Source organism: Thermaerobacter litoralis (genome assembly GCF_054654595.1).
This window is the reverse complement of sequence record NZ_BAAIES010000005.1, coordinates 156,581-172,920: the sequence shown is the minus strand read 5'-3', so window position 1 is coordinate 172,920 and position 16,340 is coordinate 156,581. Positions and strand designations below refer to the sequence as shown.

The 16,340-nt window shown below is 74.9% G+C and carries 15 protein-coding genes; 13 read left to right on the top strand and 2 right to left on the bottom strand.

Translation table 11 applies throughout. From position 1 onward, the window contains the following. Window positions 1–136: 136 nt before the first annotated feature. Window positions 137–1,759, top strand: a complete 1,623-nt coding sequence (gene queG, locus ACYQ02_RS04225; RefSeq protein WP_460039186.1) for a tRNA epoxyqueuosine(34) reductase QueG — start codon at window positions 137–139, stop codon at window positions 1,757–1,759. 345 nt (window positions 1,760–2,104) lie between these two features. Further along, window positions 2,105–2,623 (top strand): hypothetical protein, encoded by a 519-nt coding sequence (locus ACYQ02_RS04220; RefSeq protein ID WP_460039185.1) that lies wholly within the window; start codon window positions 2,105–2,107, stop codon window positions 2,621–2,623. A gap of 119 nt (window positions 2,624–2,742) precedes the next feature. On the opposite strand, the gene thiI is transcribed toward ACYQ02_RS04220, so the two are convergent. Then, complete coding sequence (thiI, locus tag ACYQ02_RS04215) at window positions 2,743–3,960, bottom strand: tRNA uracil 4-sulfurtransferase ThiI (RefSeq protein WP_460039184.1); 1,218 nt, start codon at window positions 3,958–3,960, stop codon at window positions 2,743–2,745. Between the two features lie 24 nt (window positions 3,961–3,984). Continuing rightward, complete coding sequence (locus ACYQ02_RS04210) at window positions 3,985–5,184, bottom strand: cysteine desulfurase family protein (protein WP_460039183.1); 1,200 nt, start codon at window positions 5,182–5,184, stop codon at window positions 3,985–3,987. A gap of 144 nt (window positions 5,185–5,328) precedes the next feature. Here ACYQ02_RS04210 and ACYQ02_RS04205 point away from each other — a divergent pair, with 144 nt between their 5' ends. From ACYQ02_RS04205 to ACYQ02_RS04155, 11 genes are all read left to right on the top strand, one after another. Further along, the gene (locus ACYQ02_RS04205) at window positions 5,329–5,919 is read left to right on the top strand and encodes a hypothetical protein (RefSeq protein WP_460039182.1); all 591 of its coding nucleotides are present in this window, start codon (window positions 5,329–5,331) and stop codon (window positions 5,917–5,919) included. A 41-nt stretch (window positions 5,920–5,960) separates the two neighbouring features. Then, window positions 5,961–6,488, top strand: coding sequence for an IreB family regulatory phosphoprotein (locus ACYQ02_RS04200; RefSeq protein WP_460039181.1), 528 nt, complete (start codon window positions 5,961–5,963; stop codon window positions 6,486–6,488). A 632-nt stretch (window positions 6,489–7,120) separates the two neighbouring features. Continuing rightward, the gene (locus ACYQ02_RS04195; RefSeq protein ID WP_460039180.1) at window positions 7,121–7,681 is read left to right on the top strand and encodes a stage V sporulation T C-terminal domain-containing protein; all 561 of its coding nucleotides are present in this window, start codon (window positions 7,121–7,123) and stop codon (window positions 7,679–7,681) included. Window positions 7,682–8,049: 368 nt separating this feature from the next. Beyond that, a complete protein-coding gene (locus ACYQ02_RS04190) occupies window positions 8,050–9,552 on the top strand; it encodes a hypothetical protein (protein WP_460039179.1) in 1,503 nt (500 codons plus the stop codon). A gap of 129 nt (window positions 9,553–9,681) precedes the next feature. Continuing rightward, window positions 9,682–10,086, top strand: a complete 405-nt coding sequence (locus ACYQ02_RS04185; RefSeq protein WP_460039178.1) for a cytochrome c maturation protein CcmE — start codon at window positions 9,682–9,684, stop codon at window positions 10,084–10,086. 98 nt (window positions 10,087–10,184) lie between these two features. Then, complete coding sequence (locus ACYQ02_RS04180) at window positions 10,185–11,285, top strand: hypothetical protein (protein ID WP_460039177.1); 1,101 nt, start codon at window positions 10,185–10,187, stop codon at window positions 11,283–11,285. Continuing rightward, entirely contained in the window at window positions 11,282–12,964 is a 1,683-nt protein-coding gene (gene ccmA, locus ACYQ02_RS04175; protein WP_460039176.1) for a heme ABC exporter ATP-binding protein CcmA, read from the top strand. Before ACYQ02_RS04180 ends, ccmA begins: the two co-directional genes overlap by 4 nt. A 10-nt stretch (window positions 12,965–12,974) precedes the next feature. Further along, window positions 12,975–13,652 carry a cytochrome c biogenesis protein gene (locus ACYQ02_RS04170; protein ID WP_460039175.1) on the top strand — a complete coding sequence of 226 codons (678 nt, stop codon included), beginning with the start codon at window positions 12,975–12,977 and terminating at the stop codon, window positions 13,650–13,652. Window position 13,653: 1 nt separating this feature from the next. Next, on the top strand, window positions 13,654–13,851 hold the full coding sequence (locus tag ACYQ02_RS04165; protein ID WP_460039174.1) for a CcmD family protein: 198 nt from the start codon (window positions 13,654–13,656) through the stop codon (window positions 13,849–13,851). A 124-nt stretch (window positions 13,852–13,975) separates the two neighbouring features. Then, window positions 13,976–14,905: a malate dehydrogenase gene (mdh, locus tag ACYQ02_RS04160; RefSeq protein WP_460039173.1), complete on the top strand. Its 930-nt coding sequence runs from the start codon at window positions 13,976–13,978 to the stop codon at window positions 14,903–14,905. A 126-nt stretch (window positions 14,906–15,031) separates the two neighbouring features. Beyond that, a complete protein-coding gene (locus ACYQ02_RS04155) occupies window positions 15,032–16,336 on the top strand; it encodes an NAD(P)-dependent malic enzyme (protein ID WP_460039172.1) in 1,305 nt (434 codons plus the stop codon). Window positions 16,337–16,340: the final 4 nt, after the last annotated feature.

Below are 16,340 nucleotides of genomic sequence, written 5' to 3'. Positions count from 1 at the left end.
GCCGGCGCGCCGTGGGGCACGAGGGCGCGTGACACGACGGCGCTGGGCGGGACGGCGGTTCGTCAGGGCAACGACGGCTCGTAACGGCGGCTCGGAATCGAAACGACGGCCTCTGGAACGGATCGGAGGACGGGCGATGGATGGCATGCCTTCGGTCGGATTGGACGGCACCCCCTCGGGCGAGGGTGGGAACCCCGGCGTGGTCCCGGGGACGGGCGGGGCGGAACCCCTCGGCGGGGGCGGAGGGGCGCAGCTCAAGGCGGCGCTGGTGGCCGAGGCGCGGCGGCTGGGCTTCGTCGCCGTGGGGGTGGCCGCGGCCACACCCCAGCTGGATCTGGCCGCCCTGCTGCGTCGACGGCAGGCCTTGGGCATGGCCACCCCTTGGGAAGACCCCGATCCCGTCCGGCGCACGGACCCGGAGAGCCTCCTCCCCGGCGCCCGCTCGGTCGTCGCCGTGGCCATGGCCTACGATCCCCCGGGCCGGGGGCCCCGGGGCGGCGCTGCGGCGGGGGGCGATGCCGGCGGGCTGCGCGGTTACGTGGCCGCGGCCGGCCGCACCCGCTCCTACCAGCACGTGATGGGCCGGCGGTTGGAGGCTCTGGGCCGCTGGCTCGAGGCCCGGGTCCCCGGCTGCCGTTGGGCCGTGCAGGTGGACACTGGGCCGCTGGTCGACCGGGCCTGGGCGGAGCGCGCGGGCATCGGGTGGATCGGGAAGAACGCCTGCCTGATCGTGCCCGGCTGGGGATCGTGGGTCTTCCTGGGCGAGCTGGTCACCGACGTGGCCCTGCCGCCCGACCAGCCCCTGGCCGACGCCTGCGCCGGCTGCGACCGCTGCCTGCGCGCGTGTCCCACCGGGGCGTTCCTCGGGCCGCGGCAATTGGATCCCCGGCGCTGCATCAGCTTCCTGAGCCAGAAACCGGGCATGCTGGATGCGGAGGAACGGGCCGCCCTGGGCCAGAGCCTGTACGGTTGCGACGCCTGCCAGGCGGTCTGCCCGTTCAACCACCCGGCGCGGCCGGGGCATCCCGCCCTGCGGCTGGCAGGGGGCGGCGACCCCCCGGCCGGGGAGCCCGCGGCGGGGCGTTTCGGGGCGGCGGCCGACGAGCCCGCCCCGGGCGCGGCGGCGGGCCAAGGGCCCGCCCCGGAGACGGCGGCGGGCGAAGGGAGCACCGCGCCCAACGGGCCGCTGGCCGGCCCGCCCCGCGAGGCGGGGGACGAACCCGCCGGCGGCCCCGCCGCGCCCCCCGGGGGAGGGGACGCCCCCGGCTCTGCCCCGCCGGTGGGGGACGACCTGGCGCGACCGCCCCTGGTGCCCCTTTTGCAGATGGGACGGGCGGCCTTCCAGGCGCGCTACCGGCCCCTGACCGGGGCCTGGCGGGGCCGCAAGACCTGGCAGCGGAACGCCATCGTGGCCCTGGGCAATCGGGGCCCGGGGGCCCGGGCGGCCGTTCCGGCCCTGGCGGCCCTGTTGCGGGACGACCCCCGGCCCGACATCCGGGCGCTGGCGGCCTGGGCCCTGGGCCGCATCGGCGGGGACGAGGCGGGGGAGGCGCTGCGGGCCGCCCGGGACGGCGACGCCGATCCCCATGTTTGCCGGGCGGCCGCCGAGGCATTGGGACGCCTGGCCGCGGAGCGGGCCGGGAGGCCGGCCCTGGCGCCTGCAGCCACCGGCCGCGGGGCTGCTCCGAAGGATGGGGCTGCCCGCCCGGGCGCAGGACGTGGCGGCCCTGGTGACGAAAACCTGACGTTACAGGCCTGACGGCCTAGGCCGGAGGGCCAGGGGGCATGATGCGGCGGGCCGGGGACGGCGGGCCCGGTCCCGCCCCGCTCCGCGGCAACCGGCACCGGGACCCCGGCTCGCCCCAGGGGGCGAGCCGGGCGATGGACGGCGGGGCGGTTCCTCCCCCGGAGCCGTGGCTGCCGCCGCGTCCACGCCGCGTCCGCGCGGGGGATTCGGCGCGGGGCGGTGGACCGGCGGCGGGGTGGGGACCCCGGAAAAGGGTTCCTCCGGTGGATATCCGGCCGGGGAACCGGTTCAGGCTAACATCGACGGAAGGGGCACGGCGCGGGCCCTCGGGCCCGTGGGAAGGTGGTGACATCGGCCGTGCGGGTCTTCGTCAACAACCATCCGGTGGACGTCTATCCTGGCGCCAGCGTGCGCCACGCACTCCTCCGTTATTCCGAGACCGTCTACCAGGACACGGTGGCGGGCAAGCTGGTGGTCACCGACCGGCACGGGAACCGGCTCGGTCTGGGGGGCCCGCTGGAGGAGGGCCTCCGGCTGACGGTGGAAGGGCCCGGCGGGTTCCGGCCCGGGCCGGCGCGGCCGGCGGTGGCGGAGGTCGCCGCCACGGGGACGCCTGCCCCCCATGGTGCCAACGGTACGGTGCGGGCCGTGCCGGCCAACGGGGTGGCGGCGGGCGCCCGCCCGGCCGGCGGCGGGAGCGGCCGGCCCGCCCCGGCGGCGGACGCCGCGGGGACCAACGGGGTCGCCCACGGGGCGCGCCAGGACGGGCGCCGGCGGCGTCGCGGGCGGCGCCGGGGGCACCGGCGGGGCCGGCCGCGGACCCGTCCGGAGGCCGGCCGCGGCGGGGCAGCCGGCCAGGCCAACGGGGCGGGGTGAGCCTCGTCACGACGGCCGGATGAGGGAGGAACGCACACCAGGGGCGGGCCGGGGATCCGGCCCGCCCCTGGTGTACCCGGCCCTGGCGTAGCCGGCGGCGGGGGCCGGCTCGGGCGGGCTCAGGGCCACGGCGCCGCGGCCGGTTCCACCACCAATCGTTCGCTGCGCTCCAGGGCGTCGGCCAGCAAGGGCTCCCAGTCCCGCACGGCCTCTGCCGCCTCCGCCTGTTCCGGCCGCGGCCGGGTGGCGGGGTGGGCGGGGACGAACAACGTGCAGCAGTCCTCATAAGGCAGGACCGAGATGTCATAGGTCCCGATGGCCCGGGCCCGCTCCACGATCTCCGTCTTGTCCAGGCCGATCAGGGGGCGCAGCACGGGCAGGGTCGTCACCGCCGAGATGGTGCGGATGCTCTCCAGGGTCTGGCTGGCCACCTGGCCCAGGCTCTCCCCGGTGACCAGGGCCAGGGCCCGCTCCCGGGCAGCGATCCGTTCCGCCAGGCGGAACATCATGCGCCGCATCAGGGTGATGGTGAGCTCGGGCGGGCAGTCCAGTTGGATCGCCCGCTGGACCTCGGTGAAGTGGACGACCCAGAGGGCAAGGGGCCCGCCCCAGCGCGCCAGCACCCGGGTCAGGTCGACCACCTTCTCCCGGGCCCGCTCGCTGGTGAAGGGCGGGCTGTGGAAGTGGACGCAGATGGGCCGCAGGCCCCGCTTCATGGCCATCCAGACGGCCACCGGGCTGTCGATGCCGCCCGAGAGCAGGACGCAGGCGCGGCCCGTCACCCCCACGGGCAGTCCCCCGGGCCCGGGCACGGAGCGGGCGTAGACGTAGGCGCCGTCGTGGCGCACCTCCACGTGGACCGTGACCTGCGGCCGCTGCACGTCGACCTTGAGCTCGGGGTGGGCGGCCAGGAGCCGGGCTCCCAGTTCCCGGTTCAGGTCCAGGGAGGTCAAGGGGAACCGCTTGTTGGAGCGGCGGGCTTCGACCTTGAAGGTCACCGGCCCGCCCGCCGGGCCGCCTCCTCCGGGCCGATCCTCCAGGGCCGCCTCCAGGACCCGCCGGGCGCCGGCGGCGATGGCCTCCAGGTCCAGGTCGACCCGCTCGGCGGGGGAGACGGCGACGATGCCGAACACCCGCTGGAGCGCCTCCAGCAGGGGTTCCGGGTCGGTGCCGGCCGGGGGTTCCACCCAGACGCGCCCGGGCGTGCGGTACACGGCGGTGCCGGGCCAGGCTCCCAGGGCCCGCCGGATCTGCCGCAACAGGGCTTGCTCGAACTGGGGCCGGTTGCGGCCTTTCAAGCCGATTTCGCCATAACGGACAAGGAGAACCGGGTTCAAGGTGTGCCTCCTTCGCCAGGGGGGTCAGCGCCGGGCGCGGGCGGCCGCCACGGCCCGGACTTCGGCGGCGGCTTCCCGCAGGGCGGCGACGAACCGCTCCACGTCGTCCTCCGTGGTCTCCCGGCTCAGGCTGATGCGCAGGGCCGAATCCAGCCGCTCCGGGGGCAGTCCCAGGGCTTGGAGCACATGGCTGGGCGCGGTGCGGCGCGACGTGCAGGCCGAACCCGTCGACACGTAGACCCCACGCTGGGCCAGGGCGTGGACCAGGACCTCCCCCCGCGCCCCGACCACCGACAGGTTGACGATGTGGGGCGCCCCATCGGCCGGATCGGGCCCGTTGACGTCGACGTCGGGCACCTCGGCCCGCACCCGCTCCACCAGCCGCAGCTTGAGGGCCTGCATGCGCTGGGAGAGGCCCGGCTGCTCCTGCAGGATCAGGCGGGCCGCCACGCCGAAGCCGGCGATGCCGGGCACGTTGTGGGTGCCCGGGCGCAGGCCCCCCTCCTGTTCGCCGCCCGTCAGCAGGGGCTGGATGCGCACCCCGCGGCGCACGTAGAGCGCCCCCGTGCCCTTGGGGCCGTGGATCTTGTGGGCGCTGAGGGTCACCAGGTCCACGCCCCAGGCCCGTGGCCGCACCGGCAGCTTGCCGAAGGCCTGGACCGCGTCCACGTGGACCAGCACCTCCGGCCGGCGCCGGCGGACGGCGCGCACCACGTCCTCCACGGGCTGGATCGACCCGATCTCGTTGTTGACCAGCATGACGCTGACCAGCACGGTGTCGTCCTCCACCGCCGCGGCCACCCGGTCGGGGTCGACCTGGCCCCGGGCGTCGACGGGGACGATGGTCACCCGGTAGCCCTCCTCCTCCAGGCGGCGGGCGGTGGTCAGGATCGAGGAATGCTCGATGGCGGTGGTCACCAGGTGGCGTCCCCGGCGGGAATGGGCGGCCAGGACCCCGCGCAGGGCCCAGTTGTTGGCCTCCGTGCCCCCGGAGGTGAAGTACAGGTCCTCGGCGGGGACATCCAGGGCGCGGGCCAGGACGGCCCGGGCCTCCTTGACCAGCCGTTCCGCCTCCAGGCCGGCCGTGTGGATCGAGGCGGGGTTGCCGAACCGGTCTTGCAGCGCCTCGACGACGGCCGCCACCACCTCGGGGCGCGCCCGGGTGGTGGCCGCATTGTCCAGGTAGACACCGGGGCTCGTCCCCGGCGCGGGCTGGGTCACCATGGGAACCCTCCTCGCGGAAGGGCGGCGCGACGTGGGCCCCCCCTTCCGGCAAAAGTATTATACTTTTCCTCTGACGGAGCCCGGGGCCGGCGGTCCCGGGGCTCCATGCCTTGGAGTGGTCAACTCCGGAAGGGGCACCGGCTGATGCTGCGTTACGAAGACCTGTGTGACGTGTTGTTCGACGCGGCGGAGGCGGCCGGTCTGGAGATCCGGCGCGTCGAGCATCACGTGGAGACCCAGACCATGGACCGCCACTGCCTCTTCGTCTGCGTCCCCGAGGGGGACGAACCGCCCCACCGGGTCCGGGCGGAGATCAGCTTCACCTGGGACTCGGTCTTGACGGCGGAGACGGTCTACGGAGGCAGTTGCGGCCTGTATCATGCAGAAGAGGACGATTGCACCCATAAGGAAGGTCAGCCCGACCTGACGGTGGACGTGGAGATCCGGTACGTCTTCGACGTGCCGTCGGCCGAGCAGGTTCCGCCCCTGGCCAACTCGATCAAGCAGATCCTGTTCGAGCACATCGAGCACGACAACATCCCCGAGGTGAAGTTCGTCATCTCGGTGCTTCCCGACGGCCGGGTGGCGGTGCACGAGGCGTACGCCGTGTACGTCTGGCAGGTGGACTGCAGCGACGAGCCCGACGTGGAGCCCATGTTCGCGGAAGTCCACCGCATCATGGAGGCGTTGATCGGCTCGGGCTACTTCCCCAAGTCCGGTGAGATGCTGCTCTGACCGCCGGACCTGGGGCGGCCACCGGCAGGAGGCATCCCGTCATGGAGCGCAATCGGGACACGGGGGACGAACCGGCTTCCCCGGCCCCCGTGGCTGATGCCAGCGGGCCGGCCGGCCGCCGCGGCGGCGCCCCGGCCGGCGCCCGCGGCCGGGCCGGCGGCGGCGCCGGTCCGGGTCCGAAGGGCAACGGCGACCAGGCCGGCGGGGACGAGGCCGCGGCCACGCGGGAGCCGGCCTCGCCCCCGGCACCGGCGGCGTCGCGTCCGGTGCCGGCGGGATCAGAGCCCCCGCTCCCCCCGGTGGGCCGGGAGGGAACCCGCCGGCTCCCCGTGCTGCCGCCGGCCGGGGAGGACGCGCTGGATCCGGCCGAACGCCAGGTGCTGGCCCAGGTCCTGCTGGCCCTGCAGGAACGGGGCTACGACCCCGCCCGGCAGCTGGCCCACTTCCTGGTCACCGGTGAGCCGGCCTACATCACCGCCCACCGCGGGGCGCGGGTGCTGGCCCAGAAGCTGGACCGGGTGCGGGTGGTCGAAGCCCTGGTCCGGGCCCACCTGGACCCCGGCGCCTGACGGCCGGCCCGTGGCCGCCCCGCTGCGGAGGACGCCGGCGCTCCGGCGCGGGTTTCGGGCCGGCGCCGGCCTGGCACCATTTTCCGGCGTAGCGCGGGGTCCGGCGCGACATCGTATGGGTGGCGCGGGTCACAAGTTCCCTATCCGAAAGGGTGCCGAGGCGCTTGTGGCCCCGCCCGGGGGAGGCGGTTCGTCCGCCTCCCCCGTCATGTTCTTGCAGGTCGCGGGTGCGGCGGGGGCCCGAGGGGTCTAGCGCCCGCCGGTCCCGGCGGCGCGCCGGCGGCCGTCGCCCCTCGCCAGCGCGCCACGGAGGCGGGTCCGGTGTGGGGCCTCTGCTGGAAGGCTGTGTCACCACGTGACATCTTCTCCCATCCCTGGCTTTCCTGCCGAATAAGCGGCGACGGCGGAACTGCATACTAACGCCACCAGTGCCCATGGCCCGAAGGCCGCAGACCACGGGCCGGTCAGCGCCTCGTTGCCGGCCCCGGTGGCGCCGGGCCGGCGTTCCGGTGCCGGGCTCCGTGGCCGGGGACGGGTGTTCAGGCGGCCCGTCCCGGCGGCGCGCCGCGGAGACCGCCGCGGCCTGGGCGCCGGGCCGGTTCTTCCCACACCACGGCAGAAGAGGTGACGTCATGAAGGCCACTGGGGTGGTGCGGCGCATCGACGACCTGGGGCGGATCGTCATCCCCATCGAGATCCGCCGCAGCATGAACATTCGCGACGGCGACCCCCTGGAGATCTTCGTGGACAAGGGCGGCGAGGTGATCCTCAAGAAGTATTCGGCCATCGCCGACCTGGAGGACATGGTCAGCGGGATCGCCCAGTCCCTGGCCGACGCGTCGGGCCTCATCGCCATGGTGACGGACCGGGACCAGGTGGTCACCGTGGCGGGGGCGGCTCCCAAGGAGTTTGCCGGCAAGCCCATCGGTTCGGTGGTCTATCAGGCGATGGAGCAGCGGCAGGTGCTCCACTTCACCGCGGACCGGCACCGGCACCCCGGTCCCCTGGTCGGTGCCGACGAGGATAAGCCGTGCCCCTTCACCAGTGAGGTCATCGCGCCCATCGTGGTCGGCGGCGACCCGGTCGGGGCCGTGATCATCGCCTCCCGCGAGCAGGGGCGGGACACCGGGACCCTGGAGCTCAAGCTGGCCGAGACGGCCGCCGGGTTCATCGCCCGCCACCTGGAGGAGTGAGGTCGCCGCCAGGGCCACTGCGGCCGCTGTCGATCGGGAACGCCGGGGCCCCGCCTTGCGCAGGCGGGCCCCGGATGTCTTTTTCCCCGGCCTTGGGGCCACCGGCTTTCCGGTCGCCCGTTGGGTTCGATGCCGGCCCCGTGCGGGGCCGGCGGGTGCCCTGGGGGTGCCCTGGGGGTGCACGGAGGGAGGAAAGGACCCGTCCCGGGCGGGAGCCGGGGCGAGGGGCCGGGCCACCCAGCGGCCTTCGCGCTGCAACATTGACAAAACGTGGCAGGAGAATGTAAATATATGGGTGTTGCCGCCACGCCGGCCGGCGGGTTCCCCGGCGGACGGCGGCGGTCGCGGTCGCTGGGGGAGGAGTGGCCATGGGGGCGCTCCGTGATCTCGCCGTCCAGGGGGGCCCGCACCGGCGGTCCGGCCGCCGGCACGCCGGGCGCCGATCCGGCCGCAGTGGCCTGGGCGCCCGGGTGGCGCTGGGGATGGTCCTCCTGGCCGGGCTGATGGTTGCCGCGGTACGGGTGGCCGGTGCGTCCTTCGCGCCGGTAGCGGCCGGCGGTCTCTCCGGGGCGCTGCGGGGGGCGGGGGACGGCGGCGAGGGGGGCTCAGGCCAGGCGGCGGCACCGGGGCAGGGGGTCGCCGTCCAGGAGGCTTCGGGGCCGCTGGCCGGCGCAGGCGCCTGGCGGCTGGAGATCTGGTCGGCCGACGGCGGTCCGCTGGATGCGGCCTGGGCATGGGGGCGGGACGCCTCCGGACGGTGGCTTCCGCTGGATGGCCGGCGGGAAGGGGACGCCTGGGTGTTCCTCATCCCGATGGGGGCGGGGTTCACCCAGGTCCGCTTCGGGCGGGACGAACCTGCGCCACCGGCCGCCGGGACGGAGCCCGGTCCGGGTGGGGCCGCCGTGGCCTGGCGCGTCACCTGGCAGGACGGGGCGGGACGGCAGGGGGAGGTTCCGGCAGGGATCGTGCGCCCGCCCCAACCCCGCTGGCTCCCCCCAGACGATGGACCCGCAGGCTGGGCACCAGGGCCCGGGGGGCCGGGGCTGGACCCCCACGAGGTGGAGCGGCCGCGGTGGTCGCCGCCGGCTGCCTCGCCGGGGCAGGAGCGGCGCCGGGAGGAACCGGGCCCGAGCCAGGACGCCGGGCCGGCTGGGTCGCGCGGGCCGGTGGCGCCTCCGGCCGGCCAGGGGATTCTGGGCCTGCCCCCGGGCATCCCGGCCTTCGAGGTGACCCTGCCGACCTTCCGCACGACCAAGTGGCAGCCCATCGAACGCGGCCATGTCCTCTGGCGCTGGTCCTTCGGCGACGGCACCAGCTGGGTCGACCCCCTTCCCGGCCATGCCATCGTCCGGCAACCCCACCGGTTCGCCCGCCCGGGGAGCTATGCGGTGGAGGCCACCTCCTACGACCGCACCGGGCGGCCTTTGATCCGCTATCGCTGGCAGGTGGTGATCCCGCCGGCGGAGGTGGTGGCCCGGGCCGCCGGAGCCGCTATCCCCGGGCCGGTGGACGACGCCGTCCTGGCGGCCGCGCAAGAGATGGCGCGGTGGCGCTTCTTCAACGCGGCGGCGCCCCAGGCGCCTCGGGTCGTCCTGCGCCTGGAGGGGCCGGCCCACTGGGTCACCGGCCGGCCGGCCCTCTTCCGCCTGCACGCGGACATCGAGAACCCGCCCTTCACCCAGCGGGTCGAGGTGGACTACGACCCGGGTCCGGTCTTCTCCGTGCGCTGGCGCCGGCCAGGAACCTTCGCCGTCGACGGGGCCGTGCGGGTCCGGGTGCACTACCGCATCTACGGCCGGGCGCTGGCGTTGAGCCACGTCTACCGCGTCCAGCGGCAGGTGGTGGTCCACGCCCTCCATCTGGAGGAATGAAGGGGTGCTGACCCGTCACGGTGTCTGGGCCCCGCGGCCAGGGTCGGGCCCGCGCCCGGTTGTTCCGCCGGGAACGCTGGGACTATAATCGGGTGACCGTGCCAAGACCTGCACAGGGCGGTGACGGCGTTGTCCATCCGGGTGAAACTGGCCGCGGCGGTGCTGGTGGTGATCGCGGGCATCGCGTACCTCTCGCTGATGGGTTTCCAGAGCGCCAAGACCTACTACCTCTCGGTGGACCAGGCCCTCGACCAGGCCCCGGGTCTGGGCGGCCGGTTCGTCCGCGTCCACGGGAAGGTGGAACCCGGCACCGTGGACTGGGCCGTCGAAGAGGTCACCCTGCGGTTCGCCATGGCGGGGGACTCGGGCCGGGCGCTGCCCGTGGTGTACCAGGGCGTCAAGCCCGACCTGCTGCAGGACGGCGTGGACGTGGTGGTCGAGGGGCGGCTCCAGGGGGATACCCTGGTGGCCGACCGGGTGATGGTCAAGTGCCCGTCCAAGTACGAGGCGGCGGGAACCCAGGCGGCCCGGTGATGGGCCCGGCGGGGGTGCCGGGGCGGGCCGGCCGGCGTGGGTGGGAACGGGTGTCCTTGACGATGGAAGGAACGAGGGGCGCGGAAAGAGGGACGGCCATGGGGTCGGGTCGCCCCGGGCGGCGCTGCACCGCCACCATCCTGGTGGCGGTTTTCGTGCTGGCCCTCCTGGCCGGGGGCGTGGTCCGGAGCGCCGCGGCCGCGGGCGGCCAGGGCTCAGGGGGGGCCAACCCCGCACCGACCGGCTCGGCGGGGGGCGCCGAGGCGGCGGGGAACGCGCCCTGGCAGCAGGTCACCGTGGTGGTGCGGCCGGACCCCTCGGGCCGGGGCATGGCCGTGCTGTTCCTCGCCCGCTGGGGCGGCGGGGGGCCGGGGACGGCCGGCGGTGCGGCGCTCCCCCTGCCGTCCCTGGGGTCGGCCCAGCCGGCCGGACCCCTGCCCGAGGGCCTGCGCTGGGACGGGAGCAGCCTGGTCGATGGGGCGCCTCCCGCCCCGGGGCAGAGCCGTGATTACGCCTATGCCTTCGTGGCCGATACCCGGGCGACCCGGGGGCGGCTGCCCATCCAGCTCCCCGCGGCGGTGGGACGACTCGTGGTGATGACGGTGGAGGGCGAGCTGGTGGCCCAGGGGGAAGGCCTGAACCCGGCGGGCCGTGTCTCCGGGGACCAGCTGGGCATGGCGGGGACGGACCTGGCGGTGTGGGCGGCCGGGCCGCTGGGGCCCGGCCCGTACACCGTCCAGTTGATGCCGCCCGGCATGACGGCCGGCGCTCCTGGGACCGCGGGTGGGCCGGCGGCCGGGGAACCGCCCGCCGCGACGGCCCCGGGCGGTGGCGGTGGCGCGGTGGCGGGGCCGGGGACCGGCGCGGCGGCCGTGCCGGGAGGATGGGCCGGGGCGGCGGCCCTGGCGGGGGCCGGGGTCCTTTTGACCCTGGCGGGCTTTGGTGCCGCCCGCTGGTGGAACAGCCCAGCCCGGTGGCGGGGGCGCCGCCGCCGCTTGATCGAGGCCATCGTCGAACTGGACCGGGCCTTTGCGGCAGGCGACGTGCCGGAGGCCGTCTACCAGGAGGAACGCCGGCGGCTGGTAGAGGCGGCGGTGGTGGCGACCCGCCGGGGATGGGCGGCAGAGGGCGGAGCCGTGCCGGCCGGGTCCCCGGCGGCGGGGACCGGGACCTCCCGGGGGGAGGCGACGTCGGGGTGAGGGACGGCCGCGCCGGTCCGGTCCCAGCCGAGAGCCCCGCGCCGAGCCTTCCTCCGCCGGCCGCGCTCGTGCCCGTGCTGGAAGTCCAGGGGATCGAGCGGTCCTTTGGCGAGCAGGTCGTCTTCCGGTCCCTGACCTGGCGGCTGGACGCCGGGACCGTCGGCGTGGTGATGGGCCCCAACGGTGCCGGCAAGACGACCCTGCTCCAGGTGATGGCAGGCCTGCTCCTGCCCAGCCGGGGCACGGTCTGGGTGGCCGGTCGGCGGGCCCATCCCGGGGACCCGGGGTGGCGGCGCCAGGTGGGGTACGTGGGCCACCGGCCCCTCTGCTACCCCGAGCTGACAGCGCAGGAGAACCTGGTCTTCTTCGGCCGGCTCTACGGGCTGGCCGCGGGCGAGGCGGAGGAACGGGCCCGCCATTTGCTCGACCGCCTGGGCCTGGCCGGGGTGGCGGACCGGCCCGCGGGCCAGCTTTCCCGCGGCCTCGCCCAGCGCCTGGAAGTGGCCCGGGCCATGGTCCACCGCCCGCGCCTCTGGCTGTGGGACGAGCCCTTCACGGGGCTCGACGCACCGGCGGCCCGGCTGCTGGAGGACCTGTTGCGGGGTCACACGGCGGAAGGCGGCACGGCGGTGGTGGTGCTCCACGAGCCCCGCCGGGCCCTGGCGCTGGCCGACCAGGTCTTCTTGCTGGCCGGCGGGCAGGGTCAACCGGTTCCCTCGGGGGAACTGGACGCGTCCACGCTGGAAGGGTGGCTGGCCCTTCAGGGACCGGGGCGGACCCCACTGGCGCCCGGGGGACGCTGGCCGGTCCCCAGGGGGGGCGACGGGGAGGGGGGCCGGGGACGCTCCGCTGATCCGGTGCGGGCCGGGGGCGGCCGCCCGGCCCCAGGCGACGGCCGAGGCCGTCCTTTCTCCCGTTCCCCGGACGCCGGGGACGCCGGGGTGCCCCTCCGGGCCCCCGGCCCGGTGCAGGACCGGCCACCGGCGCAGCGAGACCGGCCGGCGGGCCGGGCCGCGGCGGTGCTGGCCGTTCTGATCGGCCACGATCTCCGGCAGGAGTGGCGGCGCCGGGAAGGGCTGGCCAACCTGGCCACCTTCGTCCTGCTGGTGGGGGTCGCCCTGGCCTTTGCCCTGGACCCCGGGCGGAACGCCCTGACCCCCTTGATGGGCGGCCTGGTGTGGGTCGCCTTCTACTTCACGGCGGTCCTGCTCTTCGGGCGAGCCTTCGCCCGGGATGCCGACCGGGGCACGCTGGACGGGCTGCTGCTGGCCCCTGTCGACCGCAGCCTGCTCTACCTGGCGCGGGTCGCGGCCCAGGGATTCCAGTTGCTAGCCCTGGAACTGCTGCTGGCGCCGGTGGTCCTGGCCTGGCTCGGCTTCCACGGGGCGCCGCGCTGGGAGTCCTTCGGGCTTGTGCTGGTGCTGGGTTCGGCGGGCCTGGCGGCCGTGGGCACCCTCCTGGGGGCGCTGACGGCCGCGGTACGGGGGCGGGAGGCGCTGTTGCCGGTGCTCCTCTTCCCCTTGACGGCGCCGGTGTTGCTGGGGGCCGTGCAGGCCGCGGGGGCGGCCCTGGCGGGCGTTCCCGAACAGGCGGCCCTTTGGTTTCGGGTGCTGGCGGTGTATGATACCATGTTCCTGGTCGCCGGCGCCCTGCTGTTCGACTTCGTCGTAGCCCGCTAGGAGGCGAGCCATGTCACGCCTGGCGGCAGCATGGACGGTGACAACCTACGGCGCGCTGGTCGGTGCCCTGTACATGGCCTTCCTCTACGCGCCGCCCGAACGGGTGATGGGCAACGTCCAGCGCATCTTCTATTTCCACGTGGCGACGGCCTGGGTCGCCTTCCTCGCCTTCGCCCTGGTGTTCGCAGCCTCCATCGCCTACCTGCGCCGGGGGTTGCGGCGCTGGGACCGGCTGGCCGAGGCGGCCGCCGAGCTGGGCGTCCTGTTCACCACCATCACCCTGATCATGGGGTCCCTCTGGGCCCGGGCCGTGTGGGGCGTCTGGTGGACGTGGGACCCCAAGCTGACCACGACCTTGATCCTCTGGTTCCTCTACGCCGGCTACCTGCTGATCCGTGCGGCCGTCGACGACCCCGCGGCCCGCGGGCGGTATGCCGCGGTCCTCGGCATCGCCGGGTTCCTCAACGTCCCCATCGTCTACATGTCCTCGGTGTGGTGGACGTCGATTCACCCGGTCCTGCGCGACGGTGCCGAGATGAACCTGGACCCCGCCATGCGCCTGGCGCTGCAAGCCGCGGTGGGGGCCTTCACCTTGTTCTTCTTCCTTCTGCTCAACCAGCGGCTGCGCCTGGCCCGGCTGGCCGACGCCGTGCGCGAGCGGATGCGGGCTCGGGCGGAGGAGGGGTAGCGTGCCACCGATCACGCCGGAACTGGATCAACAGCTTCTGGTGTACCTCTTTTGGGCCTATACGGCGGCCTTCGGCCTGCTCTTCGCCTACGTCTGGCGCCTGGTGCGCCGGCTCGGCGAGCTGGAGCGCCAGCTGGGCCGCCTGGAGGCCCCAGCCCCGCGGTCGGAGCGGGCGCCCGGCACGGGGGCCGGCGCCTAGCGGCCGGCCGGCGGCGGTTCCTCCCGTCGCCGGACCACCGCGACGCCCTGGCCTGCCCGGGCCGGAACGCCGCGCCGGGCGCGGTCCGTTGCAGCCGGATTCCCGTGTGGAGGGGGAGGCGACCTTGAAGCGACCGAAGGTCAGCATCGTCGGCGCCGGCAACACCGGTGCCGCCCTGGCCCACTGGCTGGCCATCAAGCAGGTGGCCGACATCGTCCTGGTCGACGTGGTGGAAGGCATGCCCCAGGGCAAGGCCCTGGACCTGATGCAGGCCGCTCCGGTGGAGGGCTTCGACACGATCCTCACCGGGTCCAACGACTACGCCGATACGGCGGGGTCCGACGTGGTGGTCATCACCGCCGGCGCTGCCCGCAAGCCCGGCATGAGCCGCGACGACCTGGTCAACATCAATACCGGCATCGTCCGGGACATCACCGCCCAGGTGGCGCGGTACTCGCCCGACGCCTACCTGATCATCCTGACGAACCCGCTGGACGTCATGTGCTACGTGGCCTACAAGGTCAGCGGCTTCCCCAAGCACCGGGTGATGGGCCAGTCCGGCATCCTGGATTCGGCCCGCTTCCGCACCTTCATCGCCCGCGAGCTCAACGTCTCCTTCGAGGACGTCCACGCCCTGGTCCTGGGCGGCCACGGCGACTCGATGGTGCCCCTGCCCCGCTATACCCACGTGGGCGGGATCCCCGTGACCCAACTGCTGCCCAAGGAGAAGATCGACGAGCTGGTGCAGCGGACCCGGGACGGCGGGGCGGAGATCGTCCGGCTGCTGAAGACGGGCTCCGCCTTCTTCGCCCCCGGCGCGGCCATGGCGGAGATGGTCGAGGCGATCCTGCGGGATCGGAAGCGGGTGCTGCCGGTGTCGGCCTACCTGGAGGGAGAATACGGCGAGTCGGGGATCTTCATGGGTGTCCCGGTGGTTCTGGGCGGCGGCGGCATCGAGAAGATCCTGGAGATCGAACTGACCGAGGAGGAGCGCCAGGCCTTCGCCCGGTCGGCTGCCGACGTGCGGGAGACCCTGTCGAAGCTGAGCCTGTGAGTCGGATGCGGGCCCCGCGGCCGGCCGGGTCCCGGCGGCGGGGCCTGGCCGGCGGCCGCAGGAGCCCGGGACCGGTGCGGGACGGGCACCGCGCCGGCCGGCCGACGGAAGAGGAGATGCGAGGCGGTGGCCGGATCCCTTTCCCACGAGCACGACGACGTCCTGCGGGCCGAGGCGGTCGCCCTGCACCGGCAGGCCCGGGGCAAGATCGAGATCGCCAGCAAGGTGCCCTTGCGGGACAGCCGCGACCTCAGCCTGGCCTACACCCCCGGGGTGGCCGAGCCGTGCCGCCTGATCGCCGCCGATCCCGACGAGGCCTTTGAGCTGACGGCCCGGGGCAACCTGGTGGCGGTGGTGTCCGACGGATCGGCCGTCCTTGGGCTCGGGGACATCGGGCCCGCGGCGGCCTTGCCCGTCATGGAGGGCAAGGCCATCCTGTTCAAGCTCTACGCGGCCGTGGACGCGGTCCCCCTCTGCGTCGACGCGCGGGAGGTGGGACGGCTGGTGGAACTGGTGGCCGCCCTGGCGCCCAGCTTCGGCGGCATCAACCTGGAGGACATCGCCGCACCCCGCTGTTTCGAGGTCGAGGCGCGGCTGCGGGCCGAGCTGGACATCCCGGTCTTCCACGACGACCAGCACGGCACCGCCATCGTGACCGCCGCCGCCCTGATCAACGCCCTGCGGGTGGTGGGCAAGCCCCTGGACGGCATCCGCATCGTGGTCAACGGGGCGGGCGCCGCCGGCATCGCCACCAGCCAGCTGCTGCTGGACATGGGGGCCCGGGACCTGGTGCTCTGTGACAGCCGCGGGGCGATCTACCCCGGCCGCCCCTACGGGATGAACCCGTACAAGCAGCGGCTGGCCGAACGCAGCAACCCGGCGGGGCTCAAGGGCGAGCTGGCCGACGTCCTGGTGGGGGCCGACGTCTTCATCGGCCTATCCCGGGCCGGGGCGGTGACGCCGGAAATGGTCCGCCGCATGGCGCCCGGGGCCATCGTCATGGCCATGGCGAACCCGACGCCGGAGATCTTCCCCGACGAGGCCGCGGCGGCGGGAGCCCGGGTCGTCTGCACGGGCCGGTCGGACTTCCCCAACCAGATCAACAACGTCCTGGCCTTCCCGGGCGTATTCCGGGGCGCCCTGGACGTGCGCGCCCGGGAGATCAACGAGGCCATGAAGCAGGCCGCGGCCCGGGCCATCGCCCGGCTGGTGGAACCGGACCGCCTGGCACCCGACTACATCATCCCGGCGGCGGGGGACCCGCGGGTCGCCCCGGCGGTCGCGGCCGCCGTAGCCGAGGCGGCCGTGGCCACGGGGGTCGCCCGCCGTCCCCGGGACCCGGCCCAGGTGGCCCGGGAGACGGCCGCCCGGGTCGAGGCGGTGCGGGCCCGGCTGGCCGCCGGTTCGTCCAACACCCTCCCTGCGAGGTGAGCGT

Excerpts from the sequence above, each read along its gene's own strand:
- ACYQ02_RS04190 (WP_460039179.1), top strand. The coding sequence starts at position 8,050 with ATGGGGGCGCTCCGTGATCTCGCCGTCCAGGGGGGCCCGCACCGGCGG.
- queG (WP_460039186.1), top strand. The coding sequence starts at position 137 with ATGGATGGCATGCCTTCGGTCGGATTGGACGGCACCCCCTCGGGCGAG.
- ACYQ02_RS04170 (WP_460039175.1), top strand. The coding sequence starts at position 12,975 with ATGTCACGCCTGGCGGCAGCATGGACGGTGACAACCTACGGCGCGCTG.
- ACYQ02_RS04195 (WP_460039180.1), top strand. The coding sequence starts at position 7,121 with ATGAAGGCCACTGGGGTGGTGCGGCGCATCGACGACCTGGGGCGGATC.
- ACYQ02_RS04180 (WP_460039177.1), top strand. The coding sequence starts at position 10,185 with ATGGGGTCGGGTCGCCCCGGGCGGCGCTGCACCGCCACCATCCTGGTG.
- ACYQ02_RS04200 (WP_460039181.1), top strand. The coding sequence starts at position 5,961 with ATGGAGCGCAATCGGGACACGGGGGACGAACCGGCTTCCCCGGCCCCC.
- ACYQ02_RS04210 (WP_460039183.1), bottom strand. The coding sequence starts at position 5,184 with ATGGTGACCCAGCCCGCGCCGGGGACGAGCCCCGGTGTCTACCTGGAC.
- ACYQ02_RS04205 (WP_460039182.1), top strand. The coding sequence starts at position 5,329 with ATGCTGCGTTACGAAGACCTGTGTGACGTGTTGTTCGACGCGGCGGAG.